The sequence below is a fragment of the Olleya sp. HaHaR_3_96 genome (assembly GCF_019278545.1).
Lineage (GTDB): Bacteria > Bacteroidota > Bacteroidia > Flavobacteriales > Flavobacteriaceae > Olleya.
In genome coordinates, this window is sequence record NZ_CP058987.1 from 3545044 (window position 1) to 3569103 (window position 24060).

Sequence of the window (24060 nt, forward strand, 5' to 3'; positions counted from 1 at the left end):
AGAAATATTATGTCAAAAAATAAAAGACTAAGTTTTTTACTAGATGAAGAAGATAATGCTAAATCATTATCTATAGAAAGAAGTGATGATGATTTTTTTAACCCAAATAAACCTAAAAACCAACTTAGATATCGCTGTGAGCAAATAAATGCAACTCATACAGATAAAGAAATTGTATTTAACGCAAATGTAAAAAAAGAATACTTAGTAAATTTTATTGAAAGATCTAACCCAATAAGTTTAAACGTTAGTTTAAAGGATTATGTTTTTAATGCAGATCCTAAACATTATGAAATAGCATTAAAAGCTTTTTCTGAATTAGAGTATTTAAAAGAAAATGTGAAACTTAATTTAAATAAAGAAGGCAAGATTAATTCAATTCTAAATCATAGCACTATTCAAAACGCTTGGAACACATTCAAAACCGACATTTTACCAAATGAAGATTTTTTTATAGAATTAAAAAAAGTAAATAAAGCAGCAGCTCAAGATATTATTGATAATGGTGATATTGAATTTGGGAAAGAAAAAAACTTAATAAAAACGTACGATAAAAACTTATTTTACCATATTCTACTAGACTCCTATTTACTTGACTTAAAAAAAGAAAATAATTCAGAAAAAGTTTTAAAATTTTCATCTCAAATATTTCAAAAAATTGACGTAGAAGTTTTAATTACTGAAAGTGTAATCAGCGAAGACGAAAACTTTATTCACAAAAGAAGAGTTGGAGCTCCAATGTTAGACAAATTAAACGTTAACGAGTTACGTAGACAATACGATTTGTTTTATAAACCTATGATTGAGTATAATTATACTGAATACAATTACATATATAGATTATCTTATAAAATTGATAAAAAAACAGGTTTTATAACAGAAGCTAAAGCTGTTTTTTCTGAACAAATAAAAAATAATTATGAATTTTTGACCGAGTTTAACATGAAACAAGTTGCGTTATGAGTGCTAAATATATTCCAAATAAAACGCCAACGGTTTGTACATACCAAACTAGCCCTTCTCCCAGTCAATTAATTGTAGCACGTCCAACGGTTACAGTTATGCATAAAAGTAAAAAAGAACCTTTACTTACCGTAGCTGATAAAAACATTCAAATAGCTTTTGTTTGTAAAATACCAATGAATTTAGCGGGCTCTTTACTAGCTTTTGGTGCTGGTTTATTATTAGGTGCTGCATTAATTCTTTCTGGCCCAATTGGTTGGGCTGTTATAGCTGTCGGAGCTGCTGTTATGGCAGCTGGAGCAGTTACATATGTAGTTGCTAAAGTATCACATACTTGTACGCCAAATTTATCAGCAGGAGCTTGGTCATTTCAACATAGTACTGTCAAATTTGATCAAGCATCAGCTGTAACGCAAATGTCATTATTAACATGTGGTAAATCTGGGATTTTAAAACCAATTCTAGATCCAGCTTTAGCTGCTGCTGCTGCTGAAGAAATAGCATTTGGGAATAGGGTTGAAATTGGTGCAAATATGGCAATTTCGTTTTTCTTTGGCTTTGGTATTGTTTCTACTGGAGTTGGAGGTTGGGGAGCTGTAGGAAAAATGACTTTATTTACGGTAATTGGATCACCATTAATATCATTTGGAACAACAGGTTTAAAAGATGCAATACGATCCAACTCTCTAGAAGATAATGAAAGTTATAAAAACTTAAATGAAGTTGAAGGGCTTAGCTACACCCCAGAGTGGATTAGCGAAACTAGCACTATAGATCCAAGCGATCCGGAAAATATAGCGGATATAACAAGCCCTAAAAATTGGCAAAAGGCAAAAAAAACACTTGCGCAAAGAGGTGTTGACAGCGAAAACATGAAGGTTTATGAAAAATTAAGCAAGATGCCTCGTGGAGAAAGAAGAGCAGCGATAAAAAGCTTAAAAAAAACCAATCCAGAAGTTTTAAAAGCTATACAGGAATACGGAAGAACAAGTCTTACAAGAGCACAAACTCAGACACAATTAGAATCAAAAACAGGAGCAATAAGCAAAGGGGGGAGATTAGCTGCTTCTCAAAAAATTGAATCTTTTTCTGTTACGGCCTTAGTCTTACCTTTTGTTTCTACTTGGTTTACAGAAGGAGCAAGAAAAGAGCTTGCTATTGCAGCACAACAAGATTTAATTAGTGCTAATGGCACAATAACAGCTAAAACTCCAATTTCATGAGTAATAAAAAAGAAATAAATTTAATAACACAAATTGGCTTTGGAATGTTTTTTTTATTCTTTGGATTGATTGTCTTATTTATTTTATTGTCCATATTCTCAAGCACTTTAAACTTTAAATCAACCTTTGTATTTTATTTAATTCCTCTTGTTCTATACTTTTTTTATTTATTCTTTTTTGTAAAAGAATACTACAAAAATTTAGCTCTAAAAAAAGCATCAAGCTTAAAAGAGTTTAAATTAAAAATCGATAGAATTATAACTGACCAAGTAATTGAGAAAAAATTTACTTTTTATGGACAAGGTGCTCAACTAAACGAATATTATTTTACTTTTTTCAATAATGAACTATCAAAAAATATAACGGTAAGCACTATCCAACATAAACCTCCCTATTTTAATCTTAACTTAAATACTTGGAAAAACAGTTATATTATTATTTATTTAGATGAAGCATGCTTAAATAAAATAGACTATAAATTTAACGAAAAATCAAAAATGAGCAGTATTAAATCTTATCGTTTTATTAAATCTCCTTATAATTTAGAAGATCGATATCTATATAATTTTATTGAAGATATTTCCAATAAAAATTTAATTCAAGGTTTATGGTTAGTATTTGTACCTATATTTATTGTGTTATACTCTATTTACTATATCTCTAAAAATTTTTACTAAATTTAAATCAAACTAATTATCATGAAAACAATAATAATATCTGCATTTATTTTTTTAATACTTTTAACTGGATGTACAAAAAATGAATCAGCATCTGTTAAAACAGCAAAATTAGCATGTGCTTGTGCAGCTTCTAATCAAGAATCTGAAGGTGTAAGAAAATGCATCAAAGACGTTATAAAAGAAAACAAGCAGGAATTAGAACTTTTTTACAAAGACACTAACATACCTGTAATTGACAATAATGGTGAAATCAATGCTTTTTATATACAATTAGTTATGATGGCAATGCTAGAAACAGAATGCCCAGAATTAACTCTTGGAAAGTAAAATTCAAATAAACTATAAATCCCCCGTTAGCACAGGTTAATAACGCGTGCTATACCAAATAAATTCTAAAAAAACAAATAATACAAGCTATCTATTAATTTAGATAGCTTTTTGTGTTTTTAGGATATGTATAAAAGGTATAAATCAAAAACAGCATGACATTATTTGCATATTGCTTTATGCCTAACAATGTGCATTTTGTGTTTTAGGTGCTAAGGAACCCCAATAAGTCTATTGAGAAATAAAAAAACATTAATACATAAGAATATTAAATAAAATCTTATTAAAAGTTGAAAAGAACGTTTATTAAGGATGTTTAAAAACACTGGGAAAGAAAAAAACTTACATCTTAAAACATCAATTTTGACAACACAATAACAAACCTATAGATTGTAAATATAGTAGTGTTAATAATTTTTTAAACAATCATACCATTTTAAGAATTGATACTATCGGTTTCTTAAAACAACATGAACGGCACTAATAACAAACGAGCGGTAGCGAGGAAATTCAGAAATGTTAATACAAAGTAGGACTTAAAATTAAACTAGAAATAGCATTTAAAGCTAAGTGTACAAACATTTCAATCAAATTTTTTAATTATCCAAAAATTGAATTACACTAGACACTTTTTGGATAACCTATAAATCTTTAGATGTCAACGCACTAATGTTAACTAAATGTCACCTAATCATGTTTCAGCAGATAAAACGGTATTTGGTCGTAAATATTTGTGAGCACTCTATAAAGTTATTAGGTTTATACCATGCCAATAATGGCTTTTAAACTTTTTATTAATTAAATATTTTTTATTATGGCTTTCAAAGCAAAACTTAAAGTAGGTGGACAAGAGTACAATGTGTTAAATTCTTCTTATGAATTACACCAAGAAACGGACGCTACAGGAAGACCTTCTTCTATTACTAGAGGAGGTAAAATTAAAATAACTGTTGAGTCTACTGCAGACACTAGTCTTTCTGACTGGATGTTTAATAACTTCGAACGTAGAGATGGCTCTATCGTATTCTTAAAAAGAGATAGCGAATCTACGTCTAAAGAATTAAAATTTACAGAAGGATACATGGTTAAGTATTTTGAAAACTTTGATTCTACTGGAAAAAATCCAATGTCTGAATCATTCGTAATTTCTGCTAAAGGAATTGGAATTGGAAATGGAGAACATGTTAATGACTGGGTTTAATTTAAACTCATAATTAATTATCATACTATTATAACTAAAGGGAGGGCTCATGCTACTCCCTTTTTTGTATTCTATATTCTTTTAAATTCCAAAAAACATTTCATTTGTAACCAAACTCAATATTGATAATAACGGAATGAATGTTTGAGAATGCTCTTTTGGTTTTTGCCAATGTGCGGATAATACAGGGCGACCATCTCAAGAACCTCACGGAGGACAACTAACTATTCCTATAAAACCCACAAATAAAACAACCATTTTGGGGCTTTGTTTACCACACTCTATAAATAATACTTAAATTCTAAATTAAATGAAGAAACTTCTCATTTTTACCCCCATATGCGCATTGCTTTTAATAAACTGTAACTGAGGAACCAGAATCTGTATTAACAGCTCAAATAGCTTGTAAATGCGCTCATGAAGTTGAAGATATTCAAAACAAAAGAGAATGCATAAAAAACGCCATCATAAAAAATAAAGACAATTTAGAAATAGAGTATAAAAACGAAAATATTCCTGTAATAAATAAAAATGGAGAACTATCCCCTTTCTATTTTCAAATTTTAGCAATGGCTATGTTACAATCAGAATGCCCAGATATAAATTTTTAATCAGTTATCGATATTGATAAAATTAAAAGCTTAAAAAAGCAGCCTTTTGAAATGTTATTTATATAATATCCTTCGAGTATTCTGAGCCTAGGTTATAGACAAATGATATTAAAACATTTAACTGATACCAAATGGAAAAGGTTTAAATCCATATCACAAAAATACTTTAATCTATTATTTCTACCTATAGTCGATAATAATTGTAATCACTCATTTTAATTAGTATCTTATAGTATATGCCAATAATGGCGTGCAATTTTTTTATTAAATATTTTTTATGGCTTTTAAAGCAAAACTAAAATTAGGAGGACAAGAGTACAATGTGTTAAATTGTTCTTATGAATTACACCAAGAAACTGATGCAACAGGAAGACCTTCTTCTATTACTAGAGGTGGAAAGATAAAATTAACTGTAGAATCTACTGCCGATGTTAGCCTTTCTGACTGGATGTTTAACAACTTTGAACGTAAAGATGGCTCTATCGTTTACTTAAAAAGAGATAGTGAATCTACTTCTAAAGAATTAAAATTTTCTGAAGGTTATATGGTTAAATACCGTGAAAACTTCGACTCTACTGGTAAAAACCCAATGTCTGAGTCTTTTGTGATTTCTGCTAAAGGTATTGGTATTGGAAATGGAGAGCATGTTAATGATTGGGTTTAAGTAAACTTATAATACATCATATTACTATTACAACCAAAAGGAGCGGCAAATTGCCACTCCTTTTTTTATACCTCTCAAAGTTTATCTTTAGCAATTCTAATTTGTTAGATTAACAACTAAAATGGCCTAGTTACTAATGCAATTATCAGACACAGTTTAAATAAAATAACTAAAAAAAAATCCCATGAAAAATAGTCATGAGATTTTTTAAAATTTATTAAAGTAATTACTAAAACTTAAACATTACACCAAATCGAGCACCTCCAAAAAAATTATTAAAAACATTTAAATCGGCCGTAAGGGTATTAACTGTTATTTCATCCCTAATTGAAACCTCATTGTTAAATCGCTCTTCATAAGTTATAGACTTATATTTCACTAAATCTGCTAAAACAAAGGATATTGCAATGTTTTCCTTTACAAAGTAATTTAACCCAAGTGTCAGATTACTTTGTAAACCATTAGATTTTTCTGGATCAGACTCAAATCCTGTTTCAGATGTTACATAACCTCCACCTAGCTCTCCATATATTTTGAATCTTTTACCTAAATTTAAAAAATAATACCTAAGAAAAACACCTCCCATAATAGTTTTATCTTCAATATTTGAACTCTGACTAACTTCTTCCGTTTCTGATTTCCCAAATGAATATGATAAATCTAGTCCAATAGCCAAATCGTCTGTGATAAAATATCCTGCTTTTGGATTGATAGTATAAGACGAAGATTTAACTCCGCTTAAATCCTCTTCATCACTTTGAGACTTAAAACTTACGACTCCTTCCAATAGAATGTCATCTTTCAAAAGATAATATTCTGATTCACTTAAATCATCTTGGGCATAAAAGCTAGTAACCATTAATGATAAAATCGCGAAAATCCCTAATTGTTTTTTCATACTAAATACTGTAATTGTTTAATGTAATTTAAAGAATAGTACAAAAAAATCCGAAGTGATAACTTCGGTTTTTTTGTGCTCAAATTGTTTAACCATTATTTTTGTTGTTCATACTCTGCATCCCAAGCGTTTCCATCGTCTCCTTTTTGACCATCCATTTTGATCATAAAGTTTTTTGCTGGAAAATAAGGTTTCATATGTACGTCTAAGAAAATACGATCTTTCTGATTATGATCTTGCTCAAAACGCTTAATAGAAAAATCTTCTATTAATTTATCTGGGCCTGTAATATTATCTAAAAACTTAACGATTTGCCCCATTAATTCTTTTCTTGTCTTAGCATTAAAGTTTTCAAATGCACGACGGTTTAAGAAATCCATTAATACTTTAGTTACATAGTCAAAAACACGAACTACAGAATAGGTTTGTAACCCTAAGTTATCTCCATTAAATAACGTTTTAGCAGAGAATGCCATTACTTTACCATACTCATTAACCATTGGTACTAAACCAAGTTTTTCAAGTTGTGCAATTTCACTCTTCTTTAAATCAAAACGGACACCATCAATTTCGTTAATACCTCCAAACTTCTTACCTGCAGTTACTTGAGACATTAATGTGTTATATATTTTACCTGCTAAAGCACCTGCTGGTGGTATAAACAAATCATCTTCCTCTCCTACTTCATCAACTTTACCTCTTCCAACTAACCAGTTACAAGACATAATTACATTAGAACGGTATTTATCTCCTCCTGTTAAGTTTGCAGATTCAAACATTTCCATTACATCATCTGGCTCATCTAAATGTGCAAAATCAGTAACTAACATCACTTTATTATCATAGGCTATTTTTGCCCATTTTTCTACTACTTTATTTGATCCTAAGTAACCAGGTATAACAAGTAAACCATAGTTATCTCTTAAATCTAAACGGTCATAAGCACCATTTAATTCCTCAGAAATCGCATCTATAAATCTAGTATTATCTAAATCCTTAACTTGCTCTAACTCTGCATTAACAATAGATATATTTTTAAGTTTATCTGCTTCAGTATTTTTGTAGAAAAGTGCCATAGATCTATAAGACTTCTCTAACTCACGAGTTGCGTTTATTGCTCGACCTAAGTTCTTTTTTAACGAGACATCTGCTTCTTGAGATAGCTTTTGAGACGTTTCCACCATGTCTGAGATATCCTCAGATCCTGATAAAACAGAAGACCACATTTCTAACACTTTTTTTAAGGTCTCACGCTCATCTTTTTTAGCGTTTTCCGTTAAAAAAATCTTTTTTCTCGCCTTACGCTCAGGATTCATATTTTGAACGCCTTCAACGCAAGCTTCCATTAAATCAAAACCACCGTATTTTGCTAGTTTTTCATTATTTTCTTTTAAATATTCTGAAGGATTTTCAACTGGCTGAAATCCTTGTGCTTGATTTTGAGATGTTGACATGTTTATTTATTTTCTTCTATTTCTGTTAATAAAGCTCTTATAGATTCTAATAAAGCTTGTTTTGCTTCTGGGTTTTCTAGTGCCGTTTTAAGGATTTTATTTGTTTTCAATTGCTTAGCAATTTTAACATACTGATCTTTTTCAGTACTTAAATCCTTTAAAAATTTACTTTGTTTTGTAATTCCTATAGCACCATAATCTCCAAGGTTACTAAATTTTAAATTTTCTTTTTTATTAACGCCATCAGAATCTTCAAATTCAACATCTACATTTGGCTTATAATGCTCAAAAACATCATCAACCGTTTTTAATCCCTTTACAACCTCAGGTTTGATTGGTTGATCTTGTGTTAATTTCTCTACAAATAACGTCCTGTTTTGAGGAATATCCTGAATAGCTTCTGCTGCATCAGATTTTACTTCGTTACCTCCTATTCCGTAAGTATCACTCATTTTCTTAAATTCAAATTAGATTAATAATTGTGTTAAATATAAAACTATTTTTTTATTCGTTATGCTATTTATTAGATATATCCCATGTTAAAGCTCCTTTTTTATCTATATCTAATTTTATAGTCGCTCCTTTAGTTAGTTCACCTGATATTATTTTCTTGGAAAGTGGCGACCTCAAGTCTTTTCTTATTACACCACGTAATGGTCTTGCTCCGTATTTTGGTGTAAATCCTTTTTTAGCAAGGTGGGTTATTGCTTTCTCTGATAAATGTAAGGACATTTCTTGTTTTTCTAACGCTTTGTGTAAGTCTTTTAATTGGATTTTAAATATTTTAGTAATAAAATCTTCCATGATCGGAGAGAAAGGAATAATCTCTGTTAATCGTCCTAAAAATTCTGGTCTAAAATGTTTACCCATCATTTCTAATAAATCATTCGATTTTGGGATATCTCCATTATTAAAAGACTCTACGATATGATCACTTCCTATGTTTGAGGTGAATAATATCACTGCATTAGAAAAATCGCCTTCTTTTCCTAAACGGTCATGTAGCTTTCCTTCGTCTAATATTTGTAAAAAGATATCAAATACGGAAGGGTGTGCTTTTTCTATTTCATCAAATAAAACAATGGAATACGGCTTTTGTCTGATTTTATTAACCAATAAACCACCTTCTTCATACCCTACGTATCCCGGAGGTGCTCCATATAATAATGCTGCAGAATGTTCCTCTTTAAATTCTGACATATCAAATCGAATGATTGATGTTTCAGTTTGAAATAAAAATTCAGCTAAGGCCTTCGCTAATTCTGTTTTCCCTGTACCTGTTGGTCCTGAGAAAAAGAAAGACCCGATAGGCAGTCCTGGCTTACTTAAACCTGATCTAGATTCTAAAACAGCCTCGGTAATTACTTGTACCGCATGGTCTTGACCAATCACACGTTTTTTAAGTTGATCTTCCATATTTAACAAACGATCTTTCTCATCTGCTTGAAGTTTACCCGTCGGAATCCCTGTTTTATTAGCAATCGTTAAAGCGATATCATTTTTAGTAACCTCTTTTTTCTCTTTTGACGCAACTTTTAATAGCTTTTTTAAAATTGAATTCAATTCCTTAAACCCTTTTGCCGATGTCGTGATATGTTCCAGTTGGTTTTCTTCTTCCAACTCGGTAAATAAAAGATAGCTTAACTTATCTTTCATTTGTGTGTACATCCATTTGATTTCGCTGATAGCTTCTTCTGTGGGACGCTTTTCTTCTTTTAAATCTGCTACACGCTGTTCTAATAACTCTATTTCTGCAACAGAAGTTTCAATCATAAACTTTGCTGCGGACATTGTACGATCTATCAAATCTATGGCAGAATCAGGTAAGCTACGTTCTTTATTATAACGCTGTGCTAATCGTATCGCTTCTGCAATAGTTTCATTATCAATAGTTAAATCATGATGCTCTGTATAATAGGATATAGTATTCTCTATCATTCTAAGCGCTTCGATAGGAGAAGGCTCTTCTAACGTAATTGTTTCAAATTGTCGGGACAATCCTTCATCAATTTCGATATGTTTTCTAAACGCATCATTTGTTGCTGTCGCAATTATGGTTATTTCACCTTTAACTAATTCAGACTTTAAAATATTAACTAAACCTTGGTTACCATTTGTCTTATCGGTAATTGTATTAAGCTCGTCAATTAATAAAATAGCTTTATCATGCTTCTTAACGTCTTCCAGAACTTTTTTTAATCGGTCTTCAATCTCTCCTTTATATCCTGCTCCAGAAACCAAACTTATAAAGTCTAATTCAAAAATTTTAGCATCTTTTAATTGTTCCGGAATATTATCATTTAAAGTCGTGTAGGTCAACCCGTTTAACATAACAGTTTTACCGACCCCTGGTTCTCCTAAAATAATAACATTCGGTTTTGAGCGTCTTCCTAGGATTTCTGTTATCATTTTTATCTCGGAATCTCTTCCTGAAATAATTTCAAGCTCACTATTGTTAGCTAATTCAGTTTTATTAATTGTATAGTCAATACCATTTTTTGCTTCAGTATTTATACCATTAGTCGCTTTTCCCCCAGCACTATTAGCAGAACCATTTGACGACTTTACACTCGAGTTTTTAATAATATCATCTGCCTGTAATGGGAATGTTTTTAGTTGTTCAAACGAAAACCCTACGCCAGGTGTTGCTAATGCCGCCAAAACACTGTGAACATTAACTTCTTCCACTCCTAATTTTAATTTTACACTTTCAGCTTCGTTAAAAACAGCTTCAACAAAGGCATCATGATTAGGTTTTTCTGGTACTTTATTAGTTTTAGGAAAAGATTCTAATCGTACTTCTGCCCATTCTTCTATATAATAAGCGTCAATACCGATACTTTCAAGGTATTTAAGCATCCCTATATCTCTGTGTAATAGCGCTTTTAATAAATGTGCAGATGAATATTCTTTGTGCGAATATTCTCTAGCTATAGATTGAGAAATGTGTATCGCTTTATTTAAAGCCTCGTCTAAGGTGTATTCCATATTTTAAGTCTGTAGGTTGATGGTTTGTGGACTCAAAAATAAAAATATATAATTAATATGGATTGGTAATATAAAAACGAATAAGTGCACGGTTTTATCCATGAAACGCAATTTTAACCAATTAAAAACATATTTAAACTTAAATCCTATGTTGTATTTGATGTCTAAAAATACGAATACTAAATTTAGATTGATGTAAATTAAAAAAATCTATTTAATTTAGATCTCTTAAAATTAAATACTACCAATAAAAAAAACTAATGATCCAAAGACTATTTTTAATACTTATCTGTTTTAGCCTATTTACTTGTACGGATGATTTATCGGGTTTTGAAGGACAATGGCAATGTAATGATGCTAATGGGACGATATATACATTCTCCAAAATAAATAGAAACGCGTATTTGATGCAATGGGGAGAAAACAACTATATTACAGGAAAGGTAACGGCTAAAGGTGTTTTTGAAACTCCAAATGCCCTTTTCGCGATAGACTTTACATTAAATCAATTAATCTTACCTGAAAACTGGGCCTGTCAAAAGGCCATAAAATTAAGTGCTTTACCTAAAGAGAACAGTGTTATAGAAACTAAAACAGAGACCATCAACTCTAAATTAGAGTCTGCTACTCCGGTTGAAGACCCCATAAAAGAAGAGGCCTCTGAAATTGACACCCCAAAAATCTTAGATATAACGATAGGTAATACTAAAGTTCCTGAAAACATTGCGAACTTGATCGCTAACGAGACTGTTGTTTACGATTGTTTAATAAAAAAACAAACTACAGAAGCTGGCTTCAAATTAATAAGCGTGGATTTTATACAATTAAAAAAAGCTGAAGCATCAAATCAAAGCTTCTATCAAATTGTAAATTCTAATCCTAAGTTAAGAACATTTTTAATTACTGATAAAACAACTTTTTTACCGAGTGAATTAAGTTTTGAAGCCTTAGAAAATTTTGTAACTTCTGATGATGATGGACAGGTCTTTAAAATTTCAACAAGAAAGGGACTAGTAATATCATTAACAAAAACGTTTTAATTTTTTAAAGTGTTTTATTAATTTTCAAAAATTGGAGCTGGGACTAGCCACGATAATAATAACATCACCACTACTCCAATTACAATAACTAACAGGTTAAATCTACGATTATTCATAACATATCATTTATTGATGAATAGTTAAAACGGTATTGGCACGAAGCTGTTTTAATGTCGAAAATATATTAGAGTGAAATAAACCTATTTTTCTAAAAACATCAGGCTTTTTATCTACAATACACATAATACCATCTAAATGAGCGCGCGCGTAATCTTTTAATTTATAGAAAGTCCCTGCATAATGAAGTTTTATAGGCCCCCTTAATAAAGGTTGCATGGACTTTAAAATTGTTTCCAAATTATCTGAAGCATTAGCACTTAAAGTATTTTGCTTCCCTAAGACTAAAATAGTAATCTGAAGATTAGTATTTTCTAAGATATTTAAAAATTTATTAATTTCAAGGGGATTTATTTTTTCTTTAAAATCTGAAGCTATCGTTAAATTATTCTTTTTACAAGCAGATGCATGAGGCGGTACAAGTAACACGGGGCAGCTTCTTATTTTATCGACAATGTTTTTTGTTTTTTTCCCTATATTATTTTCTTTTTTACTGGTTAAAATTATTAAATCTATGGACAACGTATTTATGCACTTTTTAATAGCATCCAATAAGCTTAAACACTCCGACACAGCATAAAACCGATGGTTTACATATTTTAAATTTAAGGTATAGCGCTCCACCAACGTCCCTAATTGCCTTATAGATTGTTGTTTGGGTTGCTCAAACCAATCATCATCTACTTGAAGCATCTGTATAGCGTCAAGACTATTAGTATTGTATGTATATGTATTCAAAATATAAAAATCACAAGCTTCATCTTTAAAAAGATCAAGAACATAATCTATCGTTTGAAAACTATTCAAAGTAAAATCTATTGGAATTAATATTTTTTTCATCTTGCTTTATTTTAGATTAATTGTTATTTCCATTTGACAACATACAGACAACCTCAACACTAATTGAAAACGAAGTCAATAACACTGTTTTATTTGCGCTGAAACTTTTCTAGCATACCATATAACGTTATTTTAAAATGCTCATGCTCATTTAAACAGGCCAGATAGTGTTGCCTTTTAACCTCATGCACTTTTGCTCTACTTATATTATACTCTGTTTTACCATAGTCTAGTTCCGTATTTAACTCTTGTTCGTATTTACAAAAATGAGCTGTGCTTAATATTATTTTTCGTCTTAAGCCATGTATCTTATTAGGTATGGAAGCACTTTTCACAAGCTGTTTCTCTATGATACATAAATGATCCAACTCCTTTATAGCCCATTCCAACATGGTCATCCAATGACTTAATTCATTTAAATCCTTAACTATACATAACCGTCTATGCGATTCAATTTTAACATCCGAAACTGTATTCAATTATTAATTAACTTTTAAAAACGTGAACGTTCCCTGAACTTTATTAAAAAACTCATCTTTTAATCGTCTGTACTTATCTAAATGATATAAGTAACTTCTTCTATAACTTTCATGTTCTGTTATATAAATCATATCGCACTGCGTGTCTTCACATTCGATAATATTTAACCTAGACTTTGAATAGCCATTTAAAGCATTTAACAAGGTTTCGTTTTCAATTGCTTTTTTCTCAAACTTATCACTAACGCTATCATCGTCTAACTTATCACTCAGTTCATTTTTACAAATATTAATAAGATTTGAAAGTTCTTTTTTAATATATTTTAAGTGATTAATCCAATTATCAAGTTCCATTGTATTAATCTTGTGTGTGACATCTAAATTTGTATCGTGGTCAAATATTTGTATATTTTGATTTTTCATAGCCTTGTGTTTTAAATAATAACATCTATTCCTTTTAAACGCATTTCCTTTTTTACATCAATAATCTTAATGTTTTGTTCTCCTCCAGGGAAACTCCATTTTATTATATCGTCCTTAGAATAACCTAAGAGCGCAGCACCCATTGGCGCTAAAACAGAGACCTTATTAAGAGTTACATTTTTCTCCATCGGGATGACAACCTGCAATTCTTTTTCCCAACCATTATCTGACGCTATTCTGACTAGACTATTAAATCTAACAACATCCACAGGTACGTCTTCTTCGTTTACTATCTGAGCAGTTTTAAGCTCCTCAGATAGTTTTATAAGTGATTTCTTAACCACATTATCATCTCCATAACCAGAAATATTAAGTAACCGTTTTAGATATACATATTCTTTCTTTTCTATTATTAAACTTCCGTATTTCATCTTCTTTTCTTTTTTTAAATCAAGGAAAAATCCCTCTTTGTATGTATGCTTTTTCAATACGTCGGATAGCTATACAAAAAGCAGCTGTACGCATATCTATAGTTTCATTAATGGCATAATCATACACTTTATTAAAAGATTCTTTCATCTTCTTATCCAATTTAGCCATCACTTCTTCTAGTTGCCAAATCTCTCCATTTCGGTTTTGCAACCATTCAAAATAACTACCAACAACGCCTCCCGAATTACATAAAATATCAGGTATGATAGCCACCCCTCTATCCAACAGAATTTTTTCTCCTTCTACATTTGTTGGTCCGTTTGCCCCTTCTGCAATCAATTTGGCCTTAATTTTTGAGGCATTCTCTTTTGTTATTTGATTTCCTAGAGCAGCAGGTATACAGATATCGCAGTCTAAAGTGAAAAATTTATTTTTATCAGTTACTTTTGAGTTTGGATAATTAACAATACTCCCTTCATTAATCTGAGTGTATTTAAAAAGATCTTCTACGCTAATACCATTTTGATTTTCAATACTTCCAAAAGCATCCTGAACGGCAACTAATTTAGCACCATCTTTTTCTAAAAAATGAGCTGCCCAATAGCCTACATTACCAAAACCTTGAACAATAAACTTTTTATCAATTAAATTAAAATTGTTTTTTTCTGCCCAAAATTTAATAGATAAATACACACCATAACCCGTTGCCCGGTCACGCCCTTCTAATCCGCCACTACCGTCAGGCTTCCCTGTTACGACGTGTTGATTTGCTGTGCGTTCTGCAGGTGGACGCGTACTCATATAAGTATCTGCAATCCAAGCCATCGTTTGACTACTAGTATTAACATCTGGTGCAGGAATATCATGTTCTGGTCCAATATTATCTGCTAAAGCAAACGTAAAACGTCTTGTAATACGTTCAAGCTCTGATTGCGAATATTTAGAGGGATCAATCTTAATCCCCCCTTTACCTCCACCATATGGCAATCCTGCCAACGACGTTTTCCAAGTCATCCACATTGCTAATGCTCTAGCCGCATCAATATCTACTGTTGGATGATAACGTAACCCCCCTTTATATGGTCCTAAAGCATTATTGTGTTGCACTCTGTAACCTGTAAAAATCTCTACTTCGCCATTATCCATTTTTACTGGAAAATTGACTAGTATCTCATTATTGGTAATACTTAATATTTTTCTAATATTAGGATGTAGATTTATATGATCTGCAGCACTATTAAACTGCTCCATAACATTATCCATCATACCTCTAACAGGTACTTTTTTTGTTACTTTTTTTAAATCCGCTGTTACTGTTGTCATTATTATATATTTAAATTTTATTTAAAATAGCGATTGATTATTGCTCTCTCGTGATATCTTTCTGTAATGTATCTATGGCGTGCCGCACTTCCATTAGATTTTTTATCAGATGTGTTTTTTGTTCCAAAAACAGATAGTAATGCATTAAAAATCATAATATTTATTATTAAAAAATTATACTAATTCTAGCTCTTGTTCTACTTCTTTTACGCTAGCTGAAATGGGTTGTTTTGGTTTGCGCTTATCAAACTCGCTACAAGACCAAACTTTGTCTTTTTGAGCGGTTAATACACATGTGCTTTGGTGCTCGCAAACAGGACAAATATTAAAATGATTCATAGTTGTAAAATTTATTATCTATTATACTTTCTAAAAAGCAATGCCTGTGCCAAAACAAGAGAACAACACCCCACAACAAGGAAAATCCCTTTGTGTTAAAGGGATTTGACTAATCTTGACTATAAACGAATATATTGTTGAGTGAGACTTATTTACCCAGTTGAGTAAAAATGAATCGCTTAGAATAAGCTATTACGAAAGTTTTTGACGAATGGTCTTTCTGTCAATTTGAAGAATTTCAGCAGCTTTAGTCTTGTTATTATCCGTAGCTCTTAATACCTTTTCAATGTATTGTTTTTCAATAACTTTTAAAGGCTGTAAGGTTTCTGCTGAAAATTTTAAAGCATATTTTAAATGCTCTGGTAACTGTGGGACATCTATCACCTTATCGCACATAATAACGGCACGTTGGATAATGTTTTCTAATTCTCTGATATTTCCTGGCCAGTCATATCGTTTTAAAATAGATAGTGCCTCTGGTGTCATTTTTATAAAGCGATCTTTATACTCTACACCATATTTAAACAAAAACTTATCGACCAAAAGTGAGATATCATCTTTTCTTTTTCTTAATGGTGCAATTTCAATCTCAACAACGGTCAGCCTGTAAAACAAATCCTCTCTAAAGGTTTGTTTCTGTATCATCTCTTGTAAGTTACTATTAGTGGCCGCAATAATACGAAGGTCAATTTTATCGGCTTTTGTAGCGCCTACTTTAACCACTTCTTTCTCTTGCAGCACACGTAATAATCTAGACTGTACTGCCAGTGATGCATTTCCTATTTCATCTAAAAAAATAGTGCCGCCATTTGCTGCTTGAAAAAAGCCTTCTCTATTATTTTCCGCACCTGTAAACGCGCCTTTAACATAACCAAACAGTTCTGACTCTAAAAGATTTTCTGGTATCCCGCCACAGTTTACAGCAATAAAAGGGGCGCGAGAAAACTTACCTTGATAATGAATTGCTCTTGCTACTAACTCTTTACCCGTACCACTTTCTCCTTTAATAAAAACGGTTGCTTTATTATCTTTAACACGTTCTATAATTTGAATAACGTCCTTAATCTTTTCTGACTGTCCTATAATCTCTCCGTACGTTGTAGTATTTTCTCCTATAGCCGTTTTAGTTATTTTTTCTTTTCTTGCTGAAAGTGGTAATGACTTATCTAAAGCTAATTTTAATTCGTCTTTTGTAAATGGTTTGGTCAAATAATCCACCACTCCGGATTTAATAGCGATTAATGAGTCTTGAACTGAAGGATAACCAGTCACTACTAATTTTGGCATTTTAGGATAATGTTCTGACACAAATTTAATCAACTCAGAACCGTCTAATTCTGGCATCCGTAAATCCGTTATTAATAAATCTATAGTCGTATCTCTTAAAATTGCCACTGCTTCTTTAACTGAAACCGCTTTAAAAACATGATAATTCCAGGATTGAAGATGACGTTGCAATAATTCTAAGATATTAACATCGTCATCAACTATAAGTATATTTTCCTTACGTAATTGCATAGCGTAAATTATTGTTTTGGAAGTGTTACTGTAAAAGTAGCGCCTTTACATGTATTATTTTTAGCAGTAATTGTACCTTTATGTGAAGCCACAATACCGTGTACAACACTTAAACCTAACCCAGAACCTTCACCGATTGGTTTAGTCGTAAAAAACGGTTGAAAAATTTTATCTAAATCAACTTTAGACAATCCTTTTCCTTCGTCTGATATTTTTAAAACAATATTATTTTGCGTTGTTTCTGCTTCTATAGTAACCAACCCTTCTTTTGGGGAAAAGTAAATGGCATTAATTAATAAATTGAAAATAATTTGAGTCAACTGTATTGGGTCTGCACGTAACGACAAGTCTTCTTCTTCAATTTTTACTATATACTTTACGTGCTCTTTTCTAAAAGTAGCTTCTAATAGATTAATCGCATTTTTAATAGTAGGTACTAAATTAACACGGTTCATTTCTTGTGGCATTTCGCAAGCAAAAAACATTAGCTTTTTAACTACTTCTCTAGAAAATATGGCGTTTTTAATAATTTTATCGACGTCTTCTAATGCCTTAGTATCTTCTAAATCACTTTGCAATAACTCTGCAAAACCTAGAATATTAGCTAAAGGAGTATTCAGCTCGTGTGCTATTCCTGCAGTAATTTCACCTAAAATAGCTAAACGATCTGTACGCTCCATTTGACGTTTTAAGGACGTTTCGTTTTTCTGAATTTCAAGACGTTCTAAAAAGCTACCTAACTTAAGCGCAATGTTATCCAATAACAGTTGCTCTTCATTTAAAAAAGCGATATTCTTGCTCTCTTTTTCAAACAAGCATGCCTTTATTTGCCCTTTAACCTCATTAAACAATCGTACTTCGGCTTGAATAGTATTAGTGTTGTCTAGGTTATTTAAAGTTGAAATAATATGGGATTGTGTCGTAATTTCAATTTCGGTATAATCAGGATATTGAAATGCTTTTTTTATACTAAACACAATAGCTTGTAGGGTATCTTCAATAAGTTCTGCATTTGCATTACCTATTATCGAAGATACTTCATAAAGACAGGTTAACTCTTTAATACGTTCTTTTAAAGCTTGTTCTGTTGTATTCATTATAGTATGATCACAAGTGTTTTTATTCAATAATACATTTTTAAAGTTCTAAATGGTATATTTTAAATACTATTTAGCTTTTAAGCAGGTTTTAGTTTCAATACATTAAAATTAACCAATTTTCAAAATACAAGGTGCACCATTTAACATATTACTTTAGACAGTACATTTCTATCCATAAAAAAAGTGCAATCTAATAACCATTAGAATTGCACTTTTTTAAATAAATAACGTTATTGTAAGCTTTCTTATTTTATATACTGTTTCAGTATTTTTTTAAGTAGTCCTACATCCTCATTTTTATCTCTAATCAAATTCTTTTTATCATCTGTTTCAAATAAAGAATAATCAATGGTAATTACATTGATATCCTTTTTTGCTAACATCTCTTTTCTTCTATGGTTATATTTTTCTATTTGCTGACCTCTAGTAATACCACTTACAGTTAACTCTTCTAATTTTGCTAATTGCGCTTCCGTTTTATTTTTCTTTTCAGCAAATTCAACAACTAAATTAGCCTCTTCATAAAATGCTGCTAATGGCAACAATGTTCTTGTTTTACCTTTTTTGTGCATATCTCCAAATAACCAAGAAAACGTATGCTTACGCGAAGCTGCTTCTTTCAAAATCTCATCACAAAGTGTAACAATGTAAAACTCGTCTGTACTTTCTCTTTTTGCTTTTGCGACATCTTTTTTAGACACTGCAGTTATAGCTTCATTTTTAGGAAAGCTAGCCCCTGCTCTTACAAAATACCAATACACAGCAGTATCTGTTCTTTCTGGATGTAATAGCGGGATTGTGTCTAGAGCATTATCTTTATCCAAAGCACGTAATACTTTACGAAGTGGTAATCCTTTTTTTTGATCCTTTACAAAAACACCTGCTTGTACGAGATCCGACATGATCTGTTTTGCTGGTATCCAATCTACATCTGTATGCGTATTAAAATAGTTTTCTACTACTTTATTTATTTGTGTTACTGTGTCCTCGTTATTACGACTTCTATCCATGATTGTAATTTATTATACTATTTGTATTAACTACAAATAAAACGCTGCAAGATAAGCCAATATTTTTTTGAAATAATTATACTACTTGTTTAATTGACTATTAATTATCATAAATTAAAAAACCTCCTATTTATTTACTAAATAGAAGGTTTTACTCAAACTAAAAAAAAACTACTACTAATTATTTTATGTTAAGGTTTAAAGAAAAGACTGCTATGGAAGATCCAATAACACTACCGACTAATTTTTCTCCCCAAATTTCAATATAATCTCCTGGTTCTAACTCTACTGTTCCTGAAATTGAATTACTTGTAATATCAGCTAAAACATTAACCCTCATAAGTGTATTAGTTTCGGTTAGAGTTGTCGTTCCGTTTTTTCTTATAAAAAAGGCATAATAATCTCCTAAATTAATATTCCCTCTAACAGATAACGATGCACTTATTTGAAATGTTCTAGTTTTCTTTCCTTCATAAAGCAGTCTATTACTTTGAGGGGACGATACTCTTAACAAATTTACTGTCGTTGTAGTATTTGTATTACTATTTCCTGATAAATTAAAAGCAACCCCATTTGTCACGTTTTGTAAAAACCCACTAGTGATAGCTCCATTATAATATAAATGCCCAGTAGCTAATTGATCTGACTCTGCAGGTAACCCTGGACAGTCTACCGACCAACTGTTATCAAAATTATATCCTGGATAGGATCCTACTGAATAACCATTTATATACTGCGTACTAGTCCCACTAAAACTAGCCCCTGTTAATATTCCATTAGCTACTGTCGGATTACTACTAACATCTATACCTATAGCAGCCCCATCTACTTGAGAAAAACCACCTTGTTTTTCTAAAATATCAAAACTACCTGTAAAGGTTTCATACGTACCAGTATTAGTAGATAGCCACCCCATATTACTTAAAAGCAGTTCTCCGATATTACTATACGTTACACCTGTTGTATTTCCTGAAAACTGAATAATACTAAAAAAAGCTAATCCGTAACCTCCTATTGTTCCTACTGAAGCTGAATTAGCAACTACAGCATCTCTAAAAACAAAATTATCTGCACTAGTTCCTGTCATATTAAAAATTGTTCCTCCGGGCGCCGTTAATGTAAGTCCTTTTATACTACCTCCCGATGTACCAATAAACATAGTACCTCCTGCTTTTACCAAAATATCTTCATTAGTATCTAATCCTATTATATAGGCATCATTTAAATCAATAGAATGAGCTAAGGTAATTGTACCATTTATTTCATATAACATGTCTGCTGTTAACAAATACTCACTTCCTCCCCCTGCAGCAAGCTCATCAGCTAAATCAGCTTCTGATTTAATTAGTTTATGATTATCTCGCTTTTCAGAATCCATTCTTTCCCAAGCACTCACTTCGTAATAATAAAAAGCACTTTCTGTTGTATCATATACCAATAATCCGTCTGTAGGACTTACAATTGCTATTCTCTGGACAGAGGTTAACCTTGGCGCTAATATCCCTTTATCTGTCGAGCTAATATCCAGTACTGCAGAAGGATCTGGAGTTGTTGTACCTATTCCCACTTGGGAAAAGCCAATATAATTTAAACTAAGTGCAACTACGATTATTAATGTTTTAAAATTTCTCATAATTAAGGTAGGTTTTAATTTGGTTGTATTTTTATTGTAATTAAATCGAACTATCTAGCGACTAAGTTTAAAGACACAGATAGCAGATTGCCTGTACCGCTAAAGCGTTCAACCCAAACTTCAACATAGTCATTCGGTAATAATTCAACAGTACCTACTATAGGTAAAGCGCCAACATCATTATTAGTACCGACCTCTCTATACACCTTGGTTTCTTCTATAATAGTACCGTTTTTACTTAAATAGAATATAAAAATATTATTGTTACTATTTCCTTGAAAAGATAAACTCGCAGATACACTAAAATATCTTTTTTTATTACCCTCATAGGTAATTCTATTGTTTACTACTGAACTAAATCTAAATAAATTAGTTGACGTTGTATTTCCTTCTAATTTTTTTCTACTAGATGTTCCTGTACCTGTAAATGTTGTGCTTGCTCCTGCTCCCACAGCGTAATCTAAGTTAATATTACCTGTAGCATTTCCATCTCTTTCAACAGGAATACCTGGACAATCGACATCCCAATCCGTTGAAAAACTATAACCAGAATAGGTTCCTGTAGTATAACCTACAACATGATTTCCTAAACCAGAAAAACTTACCCCATCCAAAGACGCTGAATTTGTAATTATAGGGTTTGCACTCACATCTAATCCAACTTCTCCTCCATCTGCTACAACCCGACCATTTGCAATTTGTACATTAACAAATGTCCCTGACAGTGTTAAATAAGTCCCACCATTACTAGCTGGCCAAAACCCTTTATCCAAATAGAAGTTATTTATGTTTGAAAGATTTAAACCGTTAGCTGACGATAACGATTGAAACACTTCAAAATATACTGTATTTAAATTACTTAATGCCCCTATTGACGAAGCTCCAATCACAACGACACTATAAAATATAACATTTTCTGTCCCTGATCCAGTAATATCAAATACCTGTTGCCCATTACCATTAATAAGTAAATCCTTAATACGCCCACCATTAACGCCACTAAATAAAGCAGAACCCGAATTATTTAAAATAATATCTTCTCCGGTATCATGCCCTCTTAAATAAGCATCATTTAAATCTATTGGAAAGTCAAAAAGTATAGTACCATTAATTTCATACATATAATTTTCATCTAATTGATATTTTGATCCACCACCAGCTGTTAACTCGTCAGCCAAATCCGCTATACTTTTAACCAATTTATAGTTGTTTCTTTTTTCAGCTGACTCTAATGGCACCCAAACGGTACTATCATAAAAATAAAAGAGATCTTCATCTATATCAAAAACTAAAAGCCCTTCAGCAGGACTTACTATTGCTATTCTTTGAACTGACGTCATTCTTGGAGCTAGCATTCCTTTTTCTGTTGAACTAATATCCAACACCGACGAAGGATCAGGAATAACAGTACCAATTCCTACTTGAGAAAAAGCACTATTGTTCAGACTAACAAAAGCAATAAATATGAGTATTTTTAATTTAAAATCATTCATAATAAGTGAGTTACAATTTCAAACCTATAACATAGATTAGTTTGAGATATAGATTAGTTAGTAGTTTTATTTATACTTTCTAATGTTTGAGTTTTATTAAAAAGTATAACATTTTATTCTTCTTCATTTCCTTCTAAATTTATAGTTTTAAAAATTTCTTGTATGGTCACTGTACCTGAAAAAACACCGCCTAATTCGTTAAAAACAGGAGCTACGATGACACTATAAAATATGTTTTTTCCTTTAGAATTATATTTAGACGTCTCAAAGCGATTGGGTACTTTACTTCTAAAGGCCGCATCAATATTTTTTTTGAAAAATTCGAAAATGCTCATTTCAATATGGTCATAAAGATAGGTCCCAATTAAATCTGCTTTTTTTACATCACAAAAATCCTTATTCACATTTAAAATTTTACCATGTTTTGTGATAGAAAACACGTTAAAAGGTAAGCTTTCAATAAAATCCAATGCTTTTGTTTTTGCTTCTAATAAGGCATTATTTCTTTCGTACAGATTAGTAACATCCTTGTATAAACCAAGAAATTTTGTCTGCCTATCAATATCGCATTCAATAGGTATTATAGTTGCTTCTAACCAAATAACCTTTCCACTTTCAAGTGTTTCTGTTAAAACCCCTGTCCATCTATGTCCCATTTTTAAGGTTCTCCATAAGTCCTTATAAACCAAACCTGTATGTAAATGAGACTTTAATAATTCATGAGCTTCCCCACTAACTCTATTTACTCTCCGCTCTATTGTATTGCAGTAATTGTCGTTTGCATACTCCACTCTCCCTAATGCATCCGTAATAGTAATTAATGAATTATCTTTAATTAGAGATAAAACATCTTCGTTTAAGTCGTTTGATAAGTAGTATTTAATCGCTTCCATAAAAAGTGTTTTTTGATTGTAAACAATATTGTTCTGCCGACCTTACTTCATCGCATATAACATGCGGTGTAACCGGGTCATATATTCTCTTGTAAGAGGCTATTAATAAATTAGTTGCTATTGAATTAGTTATAAATGCTTCAGAAATTCTTAATTTTAGTAGTTCACTAGAATTAGCTAAAAAATTTGCTGCTTCTGCCGAAAAAGAGCCACGAAACCCTCTGATATCTATTATAAATGACATCGGTTTTCCATTACATAATGTCACGACTATGTCTATGATTTTTTTTGCTGTTTTTAAATCTAAATTGTAAAAGCTCTCGCTATTATTAAATTGAAAAAAAACAACATCGTCATAATGTGTTAAAAATTTTCCGTGTCCAAATGCTACTGGGTTTTCCATAATAAACT

Annotated in this window: 25 protein-coding genes and 1 pseudogene; 8 read left to right on the forward strand and 18 right to left on the reverse strand. The window is 31.3% G+C overall.

All coding sequences use genetic code 11. The annotated features are described in order from the left end of the window. Nucleotides 1-9 precede the first annotated feature (9 nt). The 7 genes and pseudogenes from H0I26_RS15630 to tssD (H0I26_RS15660) all read left to right on the forward strand — a co-directional run bounded on the left by H0I26_RS15630 (nt 10) and on the right by tssD (H0I26_RS15660) (nt 5669). The gene (locus tag H0I26_RS15630) at nt 10-963 is read left to right on the forward strand and encodes a hypothetical protein (protein ID WP_218699908.1); all 954 of its coding nucleotides are present in this window, start codon (nt 10-12) and stop codon (nt 961-963) included. Beyond that, a complete protein-coding gene (locus tag H0I26_RS15635; RefSeq protein WP_218699909.1) occupies nt 960-2186 on the forward strand; it encodes a hypothetical protein in 1227 nt (408 codons plus the stop codon). Before H0I26_RS15630 ends, H0I26_RS15635 begins: the two co-directional genes overlap by 4 nt. Then, the gene (locus tag H0I26_RS15640) at nt 2183-2863 is read left to right on the forward strand and encodes a hypothetical protein (protein WP_218699910.1); all 681 of its coding nucleotides are present in this window, start codon (nt 2183-2185) and stop codon (nt 2861-2863) included. The genes H0I26_RS15635 and H0I26_RS15640 overlap by 4 nt, the downstream gene beginning before the upstream one ends. 21 nt (nt 2864-2884) lie before the next feature. After that, nucleotides 2885-3193, forward strand: a complete 309-nt coding sequence (locus H0I26_RS15645; RefSeq protein WP_218699911.1) for a hypothetical protein — start codon at nt 2885-2887, stop codon at nt 3191-3193. Between the two features lie 814 nt (nt 3194-4007). Further along, a complete protein-coding gene (gene tssD / locus H0I26_RS15650; RefSeq protein ID WP_218699912.1) occupies nt 4008-4394 on the forward strand; it encodes a type VI secretion system tube protein TssD in 387 nt (128 codons plus the stop codon). Between the two features lie 160 nt (nt 4395-4554). Continuing rightward, nucleotides 4555-4692 (forward strand): annotated as a pseudogene (locus H0I26_RS19935) (hypothetical protein); the annotation flags it as partial. A 590-nt stretch (nt 4693-5282) separates the two neighbouring features. Next, nucleotides 5283-5669 carry a type VI secretion system tube protein TssD gene (tssD, locus tag H0I26_RS15660; RefSeq protein WP_101019130.1) on the forward strand — a complete coding sequence of 129 codons (387 nt, stop codon included), beginning with the start codon at nt 5283-5285 and terminating at the stop codon, nt 5667-5669. Between the two features lie 229 nt (nt 5670-5898). Here tssD (H0I26_RS15660) and H0I26_RS15665 read toward each other — a convergent pair whose 3' ends face one another. The 4 genes from H0I26_RS15665 to H0I26_RS15680 all read right to left on the reverse strand — a co-directional run bounded on the left by H0I26_RS15665 (nt 5899) and on the right by H0I26_RS15680 (nt 11009). Further along, nucleotides 5899-6567, reverse strand: coding sequence for an outer membrane beta-barrel protein (locus H0I26_RS15665; RefSeq protein WP_218699913.1), 669 nt, complete (start codon nt 6565-6567; stop codon nt 5899-5901). A 95-nt stretch (nt 6568-6662) separates the two neighbouring features. Further along, complete coding sequence (locus tag H0I26_RS15670; protein WP_218699914.1) at nt 6663-8021, reverse strand: DUF5458 family protein; 1359 nt, start codon at nt 8019-8021, stop codon at nt 6663-6665. Nucleotides 8022-8023: 2 nt separating this feature from the next. Further along, nucleotides 8024-8473 (reverse strand): hypothetical protein, encoded by a 450-nt coding sequence (locus tag H0I26_RS15675; RefSeq protein WP_101019137.1) that lies wholly within the window; start codon nt 8471-8473, stop codon nt 8024-8026. Nucleotides 8474-8537: 64 nt separating this feature from the next. Continuing rightward, the gene (locus tag H0I26_RS15680) at nt 8538-11009 is read right to left on the reverse strand and encodes an ATP-dependent Clp protease ATP-binding subunit (RefSeq protein WP_218699915.1); all 2472 of its coding nucleotides are present in this window, start codon (nt 11007-11009) and stop codon (nt 8538-8540) included. Nucleotides 11010-11269: 260 nt separating this feature from the next. Here H0I26_RS15680 and H0I26_RS15685 point away from each other — a divergent pair, with 260 nt between their 5' ends. Beyond that, complete coding sequence (locus H0I26_RS15685) at nt 11270-12049, forward strand: hypothetical protein (RefSeq protein WP_218699916.1); 780 nt, start codon at nt 11270-11272, stop codon at nt 12047-12049. A 126-nt stretch (nt 12050-12175) separates the two neighbouring features. Here H0I26_RS15685 and H0I26_RS15690 read toward each other — a convergent pair whose 3' ends face one another. The 14 genes from H0I26_RS15690 to H0I26_RS15755 all read right to left on the reverse strand — a co-directional run bounded on the left by H0I26_RS15690 (nt 12176) and on the right by H0I26_RS15755 (nt 24052). Then, nucleotides 12176-13006 (reverse strand): universal stress protein, encoded by an 831-nt coding sequence (locus tag H0I26_RS15690; protein ID WP_218699917.1) that lies wholly within the window; start codon nt 13004-13006, stop codon nt 12176-12178. 89 nt (nt 13007-13095) lie between these two features. Continuing rightward, entirely contained in the window at nt 13096-13485 is a 390-nt protein-coding gene (locus H0I26_RS15695) for a hypothetical protein (protein ID WP_218699918.1), read from the reverse strand. 3 nt (nt 13486-13488) lie between these two features. Beyond that, nucleotides 13489-13908 carry a hypothetical protein gene (locus tag H0I26_RS15700; RefSeq protein ID WP_218699919.1) on the reverse strand — a complete coding sequence of 140 codons (420 nt, stop codon included), beginning with the start codon at nt 13906-13908 and terminating at the stop codon, nt 13489-13491. Nucleotides 13909-13919: 11 nt separating this feature from the next. Further along, nucleotides 13920-14339, reverse strand: a complete 420-nt coding sequence (locus H0I26_RS15705; RefSeq protein ID WP_218699920.1) for a GreA/GreB family elongation factor — start codon at nt 14337-14339, stop codon at nt 13920-13922. A gap of 19 nt (nt 14340-14358) precedes the next feature. Continuing rightward, nucleotides 14359-15663 carry a Glu/Leu/Phe/Val family dehydrogenase gene (locus H0I26_RS15710; RefSeq protein WP_101019154.1) on the reverse strand — a complete coding sequence of 435 codons (1305 nt, stop codon included), beginning with the start codon at nt 15661-15663 and terminating at the stop codon, nt 14359-14361. Nucleotides 15664-15680: 17 nt separating this feature from the next. Continuing rightward, nucleotides 15681-15818, reverse strand: a complete 138-nt coding sequence (locus H0I26_RS15715; protein WP_218699921.1) for a hypothetical protein — start codon at nt 15816-15818, stop codon at nt 15681-15683. 19 nt (nt 15819-15837) lie between these two features. Beyond that, on the reverse strand, nt 15838-16002 hold the full coding sequence (locus tag H0I26_RS15720) for a hypothetical protein (RefSeq protein WP_157814170.1): 165 nt from the start codon (nt 16000-16002) through the stop codon (nt 15838-15840). A gap of 192 nt (nt 16003-16194) precedes the next feature. Continuing rightward, nucleotides 16195-17520, reverse strand: coding sequence for a sigma-54-dependent transcriptional regulator (locus H0I26_RS15725; protein ID WP_218699922.1), 1326 nt, complete (start codon nt 17518-17520; stop codon nt 16195-16197). Nucleotides 17521-17528: 8 nt separating this feature from the next. Further along, nucleotides 17529-18617 carry a sensor histidine kinase gene (locus tag H0I26_RS15730; RefSeq protein WP_218702101.1) on the reverse strand — a complete coding sequence of 363 codons (1089 nt, stop codon included), beginning with the start codon at nt 18615-18617 and terminating at the stop codon, nt 17529-17531. A 248-nt stretch (nt 18618-18865) separates the two neighbouring features. After that, a complete protein-coding gene (locus H0I26_RS15735) occupies nt 18866-19630 on the reverse strand; it encodes a hypothetical protein (RefSeq protein WP_218699923.1) in 765 nt (254 codons plus the stop codon). 181 nt (nt 19631-19811) lie between these two features. Beyond that, entirely contained in the window at nt 19812-21263 is a 1452-nt protein-coding gene (locus H0I26_RS15740) for a hypothetical protein (protein ID WP_218699924.1), read from the reverse strand. Between the two features lie 50 nt (nt 21264-21313). Further along, the gene (locus H0I26_RS15745) at nt 21314-22756 is read right to left on the reverse strand and encodes a hypothetical protein (RefSeq protein WP_218699925.1); all 1443 of its coding nucleotides are present in this window, start codon (nt 22754-22756) and stop codon (nt 21314-21316) included. Nucleotides 22757-22869: 113 nt separating this feature from the next. Continuing rightward, the gene (locus tag H0I26_RS15750; protein ID WP_218699926.1) at nt 22870-23649 is read right to left on the reverse strand and encodes a PAS domain-containing protein; all 780 of its coding nucleotides are present in this window, start codon (nt 23647-23649) and stop codon (nt 22870-22872) included. Continuing rightward, nucleotides 23636-24052, reverse strand: coding sequence for a hypothetical protein (locus H0I26_RS15755; RefSeq protein ID WP_218699927.1), 417 nt, complete (start codon nt 24050-24052; stop codon nt 23636-23638). The genes H0I26_RS15750 and H0I26_RS15755 overlap by 14 nt, the downstream gene beginning before the upstream one ends. Nucleotides 24053-24060 lie beyond the last annotated feature (8 nt).